12 protein-coding genes are annotated in these 12,344 nt (G+C 59.4%); 4 read left to right on the plus strand and 8 right to left on the minus strand.

What is annotated here, in order from left to right:
• Nucleotides 1-14: 14 nt before the first annotated feature.
• Nucleotides 15-944, minus strand: coding sequence for a cysteine synthase A (cysK, locus tag HMPREF1155_RS01155; RefSeq protein ID WP_009076262.1), 930 nt, complete (start codon nucleotides 942-944; stop codon nucleotides 15-17).
• Between the two features lie 207 nt (nucleotides 945-1,151).
• Between cysK and HMPREF1155_RS01160 the strand changes: the two genes are divergently transcribed.
• Nucleotides 1,152-1,583 carry an Rrf2 family transcriptional regulator gene (locus HMPREF1155_RS01160; RefSeq protein WP_009076442.1) on the plus strand — a complete coding sequence of 144 codons (432 nt, stop codon included), beginning with the start codon at nucleotides 1,152-1,154 and terminating at the stop codon, nucleotides 1,581-1,583.
• A 141-nt stretch (nucleotides 1,584-1,724) separates the two neighbouring features.
• On the opposite strand, the gene HMPREF1155_RS01165 is transcribed toward HMPREF1155_RS01160, so the two are convergent.
• A complete protein-coding gene (locus HMPREF1155_RS01165) occupies nucleotides 1,725-2,063 on the minus strand; it encodes a helix-turn-helix transcriptional regulator (protein ID WP_006363052.1) in 339 nt (112 codons plus the stop codon).
• Nucleotides 2,064-2,211: 148 nt separating this feature from the next.
• Here HMPREF1155_RS01165 and HMPREF1155_RS01170 point away from each other — a divergent pair, with 148 nt between their 5' ends.
• Nucleotides 2,212-2,424 (plus strand): helix-turn-helix domain-containing protein, encoded by a 213-nt coding sequence (locus tag HMPREF1155_RS01170; RefSeq protein ID WP_009076072.1) that lies wholly within the window; start codon nucleotides 2,212-2,214, stop codon nucleotides 2,422-2,424.
• A gap of 171 nt (nucleotides 2,425-2,595) precedes the next feature.
• Here HMPREF1155_RS01170 and HMPREF1155_RS01175 read toward each other — a convergent pair whose 3' ends face one another.
• The 6 genes from HMPREF1155_RS01175 to HMPREF1155_RS01200 all read right to left on the minus strand — a co-directional run bounded on the left by HMPREF1155_RS01175 (nucleotide 2,596) and on the right by HMPREF1155_RS01200 (nucleotide 9,402).
• Nucleotides 2,596-3,333, minus strand: a complete 738-nt coding sequence (locus tag HMPREF1155_RS01175; RefSeq protein WP_369791711.1) for an RloB family protein — start codon at nucleotides 3,331-3,333, stop codon at nucleotides 2,596-2,598.
• The gene (locus tag HMPREF1155_RS01180; RefSeq protein ID WP_006363055.1) at nucleotides 3,309-4,598 is read right to left on the minus strand and encodes an ATP/GTP-binding protein; all 1,290 of its coding nucleotides are present in this window, start codon (nucleotides 4,596-4,598) and stop codon (nucleotides 3,309-3,311) included. Before HMPREF1155_RS01180 ends, HMPREF1155_RS01175 begins: the two co-directional genes overlap by 25 nt.
• A gap of 209 nt (nucleotides 4,599-4,807) precedes the next feature.
• Nucleotides 4,808-5,362 carry an anaerobic ribonucleoside-triphosphate reductase activating protein gene (nrdG, locus tag HMPREF1155_RS01185; RefSeq protein WP_238319038.1) on the minus strand — a complete coding sequence of 185 codons (555 nt, stop codon included), beginning with the start codon at nucleotides 5,360-5,362 and terminating at the stop codon, nucleotides 4,808-4,810.
• Nucleotides 5,363-5,489: 127 nt separating this feature from the next.
• Nucleotides 5,490-7,712, minus strand: a complete 2,223-nt coding sequence (gene nrdD, locus HMPREF1155_RS01190; protein ID WP_009076043.1) for an anaerobic ribonucleoside-triphosphate reductase — start codon at nucleotides 7,710-7,712, stop codon at nucleotides 5,490-5,492.
• Nucleotides 7,713-8,113: 401 nt separating this feature from the next.
• A complete protein-coding gene (locus HMPREF1155_RS01195; protein ID WP_009076191.1) occupies nucleotides 8,114-8,782 on the minus strand; it encodes a hypothetical protein in 669 nt (222 codons plus the stop codon).
• A gap of 191 nt (nucleotides 8,783-8,973) precedes the next feature.
• The gene (locus tag HMPREF1155_RS01200; protein ID WP_009076386.1) at nucleotides 8,974-9,402 is read right to left on the minus strand and encodes an arginine repressor; all 429 of its coding nucleotides are present in this window, start codon (nucleotides 9,400-9,402) and stop codon (nucleotides 8,974-8,976) included.
• Nucleotides 9,403-9,575: 173 nt separating this feature from the next.
• On the opposite strand from HMPREF1155_RS01200, the gene HMPREF1155_RS01205 reads away from it, so the two are divergent.
• A complete protein-coding gene (locus HMPREF1155_RS01205; RefSeq protein ID WP_009076578.1) occupies nucleotides 9,576-10,847 on the plus strand; it encodes a glutamate-cysteine ligase family protein in 1,272 nt (423 codons plus the stop codon).
• A gap of 207 nt (nucleotides 10,848-11,054) precedes the next feature.
• Complete coding sequence (locus HMPREF1155_RS01210) at nucleotides 11,055-12,278, plus strand: CapA family protein (protein WP_009076269.1); 1,224 nt, start codon at nucleotides 11,055-11,057, stop codon at nucleotides 12,276-12,278.
• Nucleotides 12,279-12,344 lie beyond the last annotated feature (66 nt).

Raw genomic sequence — 12,344 nt, forward strand, 5'->3', positions numbered from 1 at the left:
ACCCGAATACCTCCCTATTCGGCGAACAGCGGTGTGGACAGGTACCGCTCGCCCGTATCGGGAAGGAGCGCGACGATGGTCTTGCCTTCGTTTTCCGAACGCTTCGCAAGCTCGACGGCGGCCCAGACCGCAGCGCCCGAGGATATGCCCACGAGCACTCCTTCCAGGCGGCCGATCTCGCGCCCGGTTTCGAAGGCGTCGTCGTTTTCGACCTTGACGACCTCGTCGTAGACGGACGTGTCCAGCACATCGGGCACGAAGCCCGCGCCGATACCCTGGATCTTATGGGAGCCGGACGTGCCTTCGGACAGGACCGGAGAGCTTGCCGGTTCGACGGCGACGACCTTGACGGCGGGATTCTGCTCCTTGAGGTACGCGCCCGTGCCCGTCACCGTGCCGCCGGTGCCGACGCCCGCGACGAAGATGTCGACCGCGCCGTCGGTGTCCGCCCAGATTTCGGGACCGGTCGTGGCCTTATGGACCGCCGGATTCGCAGGATTGACGAACTGGCCGGCCAAAAAGCTGTTCGGCATCTGGTCGGCGAGTTCCTGCGCCTTCGCGATGGCGCCTTTCATGCCCTTCGAGCCGTCGGTCAGGACGAGCTGCGCCCCGTAGGCCTTCATGAGCAGGCGACGCTCGACGCTCATGGTCTCGGGCATCGTGATGACGACCTTGTACCCGCGCGCGGCGGCCACGGAAGCGAGGCCGACGCCGGTATTGCCGGAGGTGGGTTCGATGATCGTGGCACCCGGGCCGATCTTGCCGCGCGCCTCGGCATCGTCGAGCATGGCTTTGGCGATGCGGTCTTTGACCGAACCGGCAGGATTGAAATACTCGAGCTTGCCGAGCACGCGGGCCTTCAGGCCCTCCTTCGCTTCGATGCCCTTGAGCTCGAGGAGCGGCGTATTGCCTATGAGCTGGTCGATGGATGTGTAGACGGTCATGGCAGCTTCCTTTCGAGGACACGCAGACGGGTCGTGCCGAAGATGCGTCACTGCATAACCCTATCTACTAAGTAGGTTTAGAGGGATTAAACCTACTTCGAGCGATAAAGTCAAGACGACGGCGCGGGATTCATGATGCGCTTCCCTGTAAATACATACAACCTGGTGATATTATGGGTAATGAAATTGAGAGAAGAGGCAGAGCATATGATGATTTCAACGAAAGGCCGCTACGCCCTGCGCGTCATGGTCGACCTGGCCGAACACATGTCCTGTTCGTACACGCCTCTGAAGGAGATCGCCCGGCGTCAGGAAATTTCGGAAAAATATCTCGAAAGCATCCTCAAGGTGCTCGTGAAGAACGGTCTGCTCGTCGGACTACGCGGCAAGGGCGGCGGATATCGCCTGACGCGCGACCCTTCGTTGTACACCGTAGGCGAGATCCTGCGCCTGACCGAGGGCGGGCTTGCCCAGGTTCCCTGCCTCGACGAAGACGAATCGTCCTGCGATCGCATGGGATCGTGCCGTACCGTGGAGATGTGGCGCGGGCTCGACAAGGTCATCAACGACTACCTCGACGGCATTACGGTGGCCGACCTGGCAGAACGCATTGACGAGGGAAACTATTACGTGATCTAGGCCGCTGAATGCAGGTTGCGCAACGGAGTACGGGAACCTGCCGCCCGTGTCCCGACCATCGGCGTCAATGGCCATGGCGCCCAATTCCCATGCGCATCCTTGCGGCCGCGTCGACGTTTCCGGCATTCAGTTCCGAAAGGCCTATTCCCCGTGCGGGTCCTTGCGGCAATCCGGGTTGCCCAGAAGGACCGCGCAATAGTCGACGAGCATCTTCTGAGCCTGGTCGGTCAAGGCGTCGAACGATCCGATGACGCGCTTCTTCCGTGCAAGCGCCCGCTCCTCTTCCCATGAGATGCGTCCCGCAAGGTAATCGAGGGAGCATCCGTAGATATCGGCGATGCGCATGGCGTCGACGGCGCTGATCTCGCGTTCGCCGCGTTCCCACGAGCCGAACGTGCGCGACGGAATGCCGAGCGCACGGGCCGCGTCGTCCTGGCTCAAGCCGGCGTGCTTGCGCGCCTCTTTGAAATTACCCTTCACGAGAACCTCCTTAATACAGGAGATTCTACACGTTAGGTGGCATTACCACAATAAAACTCCAGCGTATAGTGTTGACTTGCTCAATAGGTGCAGCTATATTCATCGTAGTTTACACATTACGTGATTATCGATGAATCGAGGGGCGGACGTGGGCTATGACATGCAGGCAATCGCTCGTCGGATGAAAGGCCTGAGAACCGAACGAGGACTCGATCAGGCGACGCTTTCCCGCATATCCGGCGTCTCGCTGAACCTCATCCAGCAGTACGAAACCGGGCAATCGGCCATGCGCCTCGACACCGCGGCCAGCCTCGCTGAAGCGCTCGGTTGCTCGATCGACGCCCTTCTCTGCAGAGGCTGACGGCACTGCATGCGCATGATCGGCAGAACCATAGGAATGGAAATGCAGTCTAGAAATTGCCCGGATAGCCATCCAAAGGAATACAGTCGAGGCATCGAATCCTAGACGAAGCCTCTCTCCCCACATGCATATGATTCCGAACGAGTATCATCTGTCTGGAAGCACAGCTGCTCAATATCCGGCTCTATTCATAAAGAGCTCTCCCGAATCGAAATCGTGTGCATATTCAGGGCGATTGCCCGGAGAAGCCTGAGCGGCAAGATCGTCGAGAAGAAGATCGACGTCTGTCAGTGGATGAGTATTGCCTTTGCACGTATGGCTCGACCGTAAACGGCGCGCATTGCGTACTGCCTCATGAATCCTTGGATACAAAACGTCCATCTTCGGTTTCTTATTGCGACTGCCATATCCAGGAAGAAGCTGGCTTTTAGACAATTCCTCAATCAACTGAGAAGCCGAATCGTACGCGGCGGTTGTATATCTGAAATGGAGAAGAAGCCATAATTCAATGCTTGGATCGCTGACGGCAAGCAAGATGCCGTTCTTTTTCGCTTTCACGAGAGCGTCTCTCATGTTGCTATACCGGCATTCGCTATCTAGAACGATCCACCACCGGTCGACAACGACATCATTGCCCCGGTATGATTCTGTCGCATTTTTCTTTTTTAATTTGATTGCTTCATCGACCATGCCATTTGGATCCGTGCATTGCGCCTTCTTGATGGTGACAAGCTCCTTTGCTATGCCTAGCCTTTCTCTTATGCAGCAGAAGTACTCTCGCTCGGTCACAGCGCCCTCGGTAAGAATATACAGACGACTTCCAGGTCGCCTGTTCCCTGGCTTTCTAGAATGAGATCTTCCACTCACGAACATCACTGCCCATCTCATTGTCTGCATCGACCGAAGCATTCAGGCACTACCGGCGTAGCAGAATACCGTCCTACCAGATATCCGCTCGAAATAGCCTCATCAGTCCTCGGTCTGAAATCTGACAAAGGATAAAGGCTGGTGGATCCATTTCGGCTTTTCTCGGTAAACCACACTTGATCACGCCTTAATAGCCCACGCTCTAGAAGACATGGGTTATGTGCAGTGAATATAAGCTGCGCATTTTTCGGATTGCTTTCAGGATTCAAGAACGATTCAATGATCTCTCTTACGATAATCGGATGCAAAGATGAATCTATCTCATCTACAAAGAGGGTTGATCCATACTCTAGAGCTTGCGCAATATGCCCGCTCAATCCGAAAAGCTGCCTTGTTCCATCCGACTCGTCATTAAGATCGACCCGCATAGCGCTTTCGTGGCCGGAATGTTCCAGAACTACGGTCCTGTACTCGTTCATGCTAGGAATTCCCATTGCATCGAAAATGTCTTTGATCTCATCCGGAATGGGCGGAGCAGGTCGAACCTCCACACAAGCTGCTTCAACACCGAGGTCGGCAACTCTCATCATTCCGTTGATGAAAGCCCTCTGGTAATCGGTCCCGCTATCGCCATGAAGGATCTCGCCGGTATAGGGAAAGTCTTCATGCGCATCCAACGCCCTATACGTGTTGAGATCATCGGCAAACCAGTTGACGACCTCGATAGCCAGATCAGAGCTTGGAACGTTCCTATGGTTCGCAATAAGCGACAATACAAGAGCATTGTCGTTTACTAGAGGTTTGATAGCTGATGGAATCCTGAAATACCTAGAACCATTTATCGTCGTTCCTTCCGAATCGGTAGCACGGCTGAACCAGACCTGCCTCATCCCTTTAGGAAAGGCGCATAAGGTTTCGGCAACAATCCGCTTTCTTGTATACGAGAATGCGTATTCGAATCTCGTGTCATGACGGGTCGTGAATACAACGGAAAACTTGGTCGGTTGATCTTGCGTTTTCGTATCAAGACGAAACGGATCGTAGGGAAGAGAATCGTCGGCCGATAGAGAGGAGGACCGCAGTATCATTGTCCGCATCGTTCTCAAGGCACGCCAGATAGCAGATTTGCCCGATGCGTTCGGACCATAGATAGCAGCTGACCGTAGGATTTTCACTCCCGACATACCTGGAAGCTTGGGATCGATAAGCTGATCTTGCGATTCTTTATAGTACTTAATCGCCGTCATCTGAAGTTCGATCGGGTCTTTGATAGAGCGATAGTTCTCGACCTCGAGGCAGATGATCATAGTCTCTTCCTCTCTCTTTATATCTTGTCAAGATACTATCATTTTTGCTGATTTGCCGCAAAAAATCAGTCAGTATGAGCACATATTGAAGAGCATCTTTGCTCATCGCCCTTACATCGGCCTCTCAAGATCGGCGAGGGAGAAACGTTCGAACCTACCTTGCCGGACCATGCATTATCGAATTCTGAAAAAGAATGCGTGAGTCGACGTCAGAAGCTCCGCTTCATCTCGCGCGTCGTGTACAGGGCGTCGTCGCCCCAGAGAACGACCTCGCCTGACGCGAGCGTCGCCGGCACGTCTATCACGCGCTGATTGCTCGACCCGCGAAACCTCAGGCCCATGCTCTTCTTCGCCTGCACGAACGGGCCGTCCACCAGCACGTCGAGGGTGGCCATGATGCGATCGGTGCATTCGGTATGCCCTGATCCGCGCGTCAGATTCTCGAACGTATGTCCCGAATAGAGCCAGATCGTCTTGTCGGGGAATTCCCGCCGCACGCGTTCGAGGAAATCGACCAGGCCCGCCTGGTTCTCCGGCTCCATAGGCTCGCCGCCGAGCACGCTCAGGCCGTCGACGTACAGAGGGCGAAGGCTTTCGACGATCTGGTCTTGGACGGCGGCGTCGAAGGGATTGCCGGCATGGAAGTTCCATGCCTCCTCGTTGAAGCAGAACGGGCAGCGCATGCGGCACCCCGAGACGAACAGGACTGTTCGCACGCCTTCCCCATTGGCGATATCGCAGTATTTGATCGTCGAGTAATGCATCGCTTCATGCTCCAGCCCGCAGAAAGCGACGCCGCACGCATCGCGCGCAGCGCCGCCTTCAAGTCTTAGCCTGCCGATCCGTGCGCGCATCGCCGACCGCCGGCGGCATCCGGTCGACGTGACGCGCCTACAGATGCAGGACGCGGTCCTTGATCTCCTGGGTGCGGCCCTGGTTCCAGTACTGGGTACCGATGTAGCCGCAGGTGCGACGCGCAACATTCATCGTCGACTGATCGCGGTTACCGCAGTTCGGGCATTCCCAGACCAGCTTGCCGTCATCTTCCACGATCTTGATCTCGCCGTCGTAACCGCAGCACTGGCAGTAGTCGCTCTTGGTGTTGAGCTCGGCGTACATGATGTTCTCGTAGATGTACTGGATGACGGACACGACGGCCTTGAGGTTGTCCTGCATGTTCGGGACCTCGATGTAGCTGATGGCGCCGCCCGGGGACAGGCGCTGGAATTCGCTTTCGAACTTCAGCTTCGTGAAGGCATCGATCTCCTCGGCCACGTGGACATGGTAGCTGTTGGTGATGTAGCCCTTGTCCGTGATGCCCTTGATGACGCCGAAGCGGCGCTGGAGGGCCTTCGCGAACTTGTACGTCGTGGATTCGAGCGGCGTGCCGTACAGGGAGTAGTCGATGTCCTCGGCTTCCTTCCATTCGGCGCACTTGTCGTTCATCTTCTGCATGACGGCCTTCGCGAACGGCGTGGCCTCCTCGTCGGTGTGGCTGTGGCCGGTCAGGTACTTCACGCATTCGTACAGGCCCGCGTAGCCGAGGGAAAGCGTCGAGTATCCGCCGTAGAGCAGCTTGTCGATGGTCTCGCCCTTCTCGAGGCGCGCGAGGGCGCCGTGCTGCCACAGGATCGGGGCGGCGTCGGACAGCGTGCCGCGCAGGCGGTCGTGGCGGGCGCGCAGGGCGCGATGGCAGAGCTCCAGACGCTCTTCGAAGATGTCCCAGAACGCATCCACGTCGCCGCGGGACGAAAGCGCGACGTCAGGCAGGTTGATCGTGACGACGCCCTGGTTGAAGCGGCCGTAGTACTTCGGCGTGCCCGGCTCGTAGTTGCCGGCGTTGGCCACGTTGTCGTAGCCGTTGCCCGAGCGATCGGGCGTCAGGAAGCTGCGGCAGCCCATGCAGGTGTAGCAATCGCCGTCGCCTTCGACCTCGCCCTTGCTGAGCTTGAGCTCGCGCATCTTCTTCTCGGAGATGTAGTCGGGCACCAGGCGGCGCGCCGTGCACTTGGCGGCCATCTGCGTCAGGTAGAAGTACGGCGAGCCCTCGGACACGTTGTCTTCCTCGAGCACGTAGATGAGCTTGGGGAAGGCCGGCGTGATCCAGATGCCCTCTTCGTTCTTGACGCCCTGGTAGCGCTGCGCGAGCGTCTCTTCGATGATCATCGCGAGGTCGTGCTTCTCGGCTTCGTCCTTGGCTTCGTTGAGATACATGAAGACGGTGACGAAGGGTGCCTGGCCGTTGGTGGTCATGAGCGTGACCACCTGGTACTGGATGGTCTGAACGCCGCGACGGATCTCGTCGCGCAGGCGCTTCTCGACCACTTCGGAGACGCGCTCGGGCGACGATTCGAAACCCAGCGTGTTGATCTCGTCGAGCACTTCGCGACGGATGCGCTGGCGGCTGACGTCGACGAAGGGCGCGAGATGCGTGAGCGAGATAGACTGGCCGCCGTACTGGCTCGACGCCACCTGGGCGATGATCTGCGTGGCGATGTTGCAGGCAGTGGAGAAGCTGTGCGGCTTCTCGATCAGCGTGCCGGAGATGACGGTGCCGTTCTGCAGCATGTCTTCCAGATTCACCAGGTCGCAGTTATGCATATGCTGCGCGTAGTAGTCGGAGTCGTGGAAGTGGATGACGCCCTCGTTATGCGCGGTCACGACGTCCTTCGGCAGAAGCACGCGCATGGCCAGGTCCTTCGAGACCTCACCGGCCATGTAGTCGCGCTGGACCGAGTTGACCGAAGGGTTCTTGTTGGAGTTCTCCTGCTTGACCTCTTCGTTGTTGCATTCGATCAGCGCCATGATCTTGTCGTCGGTCGTGTTCTTCTGGCGCTTCAGGCCCTGAACGTAGCGATAGATGATGTACTTGCGCGCGACTTCGAAGCGATCGAGCTTCATGATCTCGTCTTCGACGAGGTCCTGGATTTCCTCGACGGAGACGGCATGGCCCGCTTCGGCGCAGGCGTCGGCGACGTTCTGGGACGCATAGGAGATCTGACGGTCGGTCAGACGCTGCGCGGCGGGAACCTCCGCATTGGCGGCGGTGATCGCATTTTCGATCTTGGAGATGTCGAACTCGACTTCCGAACCGTTGCGCTTGATGATCTTCATGGATGCGCTCCTCTTCCTTTTCTCCCTACGGCTTCGCGCCGGTGTCTGAATTGCGTGGTGCACGGGTTGCCCGGATGTCTTCCGGCCGTGCCATGATACGACATTCGAAGCCCATAATGTTCGGCGTTATCCACAAGATATTGTGGATAGGGTGCAAAACTATTCCCATAATTGGTGTAATCGCAGGTCGAAGGCAAAGAGCGGACGGACGTGCCGTTCACAGAATTCCAACGGCATGGAGTTCTTTTGTCGTCGGTGAGCGGCGGAGGGTCGTGCGGGCCGTCGCGGCACAAAAAAGCCCTGGGGAATGTATCCCCAGGGCAGCATCAGAATGCTCTCGGATGCGAGGCTCTTTCGCCTTAAGATCAAGGAAGCGCTTTCGAATGCGAAGCCTTTTCGCCTTAGGAAGCGCTCTCGGATGCGGAGCCTGCATCCGAGGCGGCGCCATCCGAGCCGCCGGATGCGGAGCCGGACCCTATGGCCGAAGAGAGCAGCGCGCCCATGGACCGGGATGCCGCATTGGACGGATCCTCCCCCGCAGCTTCCAAGGCGTCGGCCACAAGCCCGTCGGCCTTGGACAGATGGTCGACGCCGCTTTCGTAGGTCTTCTGGACGTCGGCGATCTTGGCGGCGAACACCTCGGCGTCGGCCGAAGAGCCTGCGGCCTGAGCCTCGTTGTAGATGTCCACATAGGCGTTCAGGGCGCTGGAAAGATCTTTGGCGCCGGCGACGTATTCCTCATGCGCGTCGGCAAGATCGGTCGGAGCCGAGATGTCCTCGATCTTCAAAAGGTCGTCGGCGGCCTTCTGCGCCGCGAGCTTCATGGACGCGCCGTCGCCAGCGGCGACGTATTCGGAGAAGCCGGACAGATCGTCGGCCACATCGGCGCCGATGCCGTTGATGGAGGCCATGTAGGCGCGGTCGAGCTGGAGCGGCGTGCGGGAATTGTCCTTCGCCTCGTCCGAGCAGCCGGCAAGCGCGAACGCGGCCAGGCAGGCGATCGCCGCCACGGCGACGATGCGGCGCGACGAAGCCTTCAGGTGGTCTAGGAGGGATGCCTTCGTATGCATGGTCGATTCGATCCTTTCACGTGGATTGCGCCCCATTGTATCAGCGGCGCGCACGCTCGGATGAAACGACGAGACTCCGTTTCATTTTCGACATGAAGCGCGAAGACGAAAACCGCCGCGAAAAAGCTGAAGGCGGGCTCCCGAACGAAGCCCGCCTTCGCCAATCGCGGAACTGAGGCGATTCCGCTGCGTCAGCTCTTCTTGAGATTGCGGATGATGTCTGCAACACGCAGGGCGTCTTCATCGCTGCGCGTCATGACGAAGACCGTGTCGTCGCCGGCTAGGGATCCTACCACGCCGTTCAAACGCGCCGAGTCGAAGGCGACCGTGACGCCCGAGGCGATGCCCGAGGGGGTGCGCAGCACGATGAAGTTGTTGACGACCTCGACCGTTTCGACGAGTTCGCCCACCATGCGCTTGAGCTGCATGTCTTCGGGCAGCACGTAATAGCCTTCGCGGGATTTGGCCAGACCCATGCCCGCGATGTCGCGGGAGACCGTCGCCTGCGTGCAGTCGTAACCTTCTTCACGCAGCTGTTCCACCAGGTCGCGTTGGGTCTTAACCGTGCCGCGGCGGATGATGTCCCGTATGACGTCGTGGCGCACGGCACGTTTGGTCATGCCAACCTCCTTATGGAAAAACGCAGCTAAGAGACGCTGCGTCGCTCGTGGGTCTTCTTGCAGGACTAAAATATACAGGTAATTGCATTAAATTGGTTTAAATTTTCAAAAAACGGTATGAAATTTGCTCAAAGCTGCAAATTTCTGCATATTTCTGAGAGAAAGGCGCGGCCATGGACCAGAAAAACGGGGCGCGCGCGGCCCATGCCGACCAACCGGCGCGCGACGCGAACGTCGCAGCGTTCGTCGAATACTTCCAGAACGGGTGCAAGCCGAAGGCCTCCACGCTCGGCGTGGAGATCGAGCATTTCCTCGTGGACAACACCGGCCAGCCGCTCACGTACAGCCAGCCGAACGGCGTCGCCGACGTGCTGCGCACGCTGAGCGCCCGCTATCCCGACGTCAGCATGCACGGCGACGACATCCTGGGCGTCGCGAAGCCGCATATGAACGTCACGATCGAACCGGCCGCGCAGCTGGAGATATCCGCCGGTCCCTTCGAATCCATCGCCGACATGCGCTTCGCGCTCGGCGAGTTCGAGCGGGACGTGGCGGCGGCGCTCACGCCGGTTGCGGGCCGCATGGTCGCGCTCGGCTACGATCCGATGCTCGTGGCCGCGGACAAGGAGCTCATCCCCAAGGCGCGCTATGACATCATGAACCGCTACCTTTCGGCCATCTCCCCGTCCGGGCCGCGCATGATGCGCGGCAGCGCATCGACGCAGGTGTCCATCGACTATACGAGCGAAGAAGACGCCGCGGCCAAGATGCGCGTCGCCTCCGCGCTTGCTCCCCTGCTTTCGCTCATGTGCGACAACGCGCCCGTATTCGAAGGAACCCGCGCGCCGCACCGCCTGATGCGGGCGGAGATCTGGCGGTATCTCGATCCCGACCGCTGCAACACCGTCCCCGGATGCCTGGATGCGGGATTCTCGTTCGCCGATTACGCGAACTATATCCTGGACGTGCCCGCCGTGGTGGCGCTGGACGCCGAGGGCGAGGCGCGCTACGACACGCGCACCTTCGGGGACATCTTCGCCGACCGCACGATGACGCACGCCGATATCGAGCACGCGCTTTCGATGGTATGGCCCGACGCGCGCCTGAAGACCTACGTGGAGATCCGCCCTGCCGATGCGCTGCCGATCGATCTTGCCTGCGCCTACGAGGCGCTTATCAAGGGCATCTTCTACGGACCGGCGCTCGGTGCGCTGGCCGCGGCGTTCGAGGGCGTGGATGCGCAGGACGTGGACGATGCGAAGACGGCGATCATGGAGCGCGGATACGAGGCGGAGACGTTCTCGCGCAACGCCGGCGACATGTGCGACGCGCTCGTGGAGATGGCCTACGAAGGACTGCCAGCCGGCGAGCGAGGGTTCCTGGATCCGCTGGCCCGGCTCGTGAAACAGCGCATCACGCCGGCCGACGTGTCCGAGTTCGCGTAGGGCTTCAAGAAAGGGCCGAGTCCGGAAGCCGTAGGAACATCGACCGATGAAGCGCGTCCTTATCGAACAAGAGCAGGGCACGCCGTTATACTTGGAGCATCTTCTTCCACGAACGCCGCTAGGCGAAGGGATGCGCGCATGAGGGCCTCCGATGCAGAACATCGTCGTCGACCGACCAGACGGCAGGGCACGCCGAGGGCCAGCGGCGTGCCGCTAGAGAACGACGCGCCCGTCGGCGGTTCCCGATGGCTTCCGCTCGTCGCCATCCTCATCGCTGCGACCGCCGTCGTCCTGATAGCGTACGCCTGCACGTCGTCTGCCGGACGAACGGCCGATCAAGAAGCCGAGCCCGCCGCGACCCATCCCGAAAACGATCCCGATCGCGTGACATTCGTCGCCGTTGGCGACAACCTGCCCGAAGTCGCCATAAGCGAACAGGCGGATGCCGCCGCGGGAGAAGCCGGCGACGGTCGATACGACTTTCGGCCGCTGTTCGCACCGATCAGGCCCTATGTGGCGCAGGCCGACCTCGCCTACATGAATCAAGAAACCCACCTGGGCGGCGACGATATCGGCCCGCAGGGCTATCCGTCGTTCAACGTGCCCGACGCCATGGCCGACGCCGTGGTGGACGCCGGATTCGACTTCGTGGCATCCGCGTCGAACCACAGCTACGACTGGGGGCTGTACGGAGCGCTCGATCATTCCTGCGACGTGTGGAGCAAGCAGCCCGTGGCGTTCACCGGCACCGCACGCAGCCAGGAAGAAGCGGACACGCTCGCCATCGTCGAGCGCGACGGCATCAGATTCGCGCTGTTGGACTACACGTACGGGCTGAACGGATTCGAGAGGTCGGATGTGCCGCCCTATGCCGTGAACTTCATCGACGAGGACCGCATCAGAACGGACGTGGACCGCGCGAAGGAACAGGCGGATGTCGTGATGGTCGCCATGCACTGGGGCACCGAGAACCAGATAGAGCCCGATGCGGACCAGCTGAAATACGCGCAGCTGCTGGCCGATCTGGATGTGGACGTGATCCTAGGCTCGCATCCGCACGTGATAGGGCCGCTGACCTGGATCGCGAATTCGAACGGAAGCGGGCATCGCACGCTGTGCGCGTATTCGCTCGGAAACTTCACGTCGCACCATGACGCACCGCACATGATCAATGACCTGGGTGGAATGCTGACCTGCGACTTCGTGAAGGCGGACGATGGCAGCGTAGGGATAGAGAACGTATCGTGGACGCCGCTGGTCATGCATGAGCAGGAAGGCGCCTTCGCCGTGTACGCGCTGAAGGACTACACGCCTGCGCTGGCAAGCACCCACAACGTGCTGTCCGAGGAGGACGACCCCATCGGCTGGATGAAGCAAACGTCGGCCGACGTGGTGAACAGCCTGGGGGATGACTTCCCAATCGATGCGTAGTCTATGACCCTTCTGCGCAAGCGTCCTGAAAAACCTCTTCGGCTTTTCGCGCATCACGACGATCGA

This window comes from Slackia sp. CM382 (genome assembly GCF_000293015.1).
GTDB lineage: Bacteria > Actinomycetota > Coriobacteriia > Coriobacteriales > Eggerthellaceae > Slackia > Slackia exigua.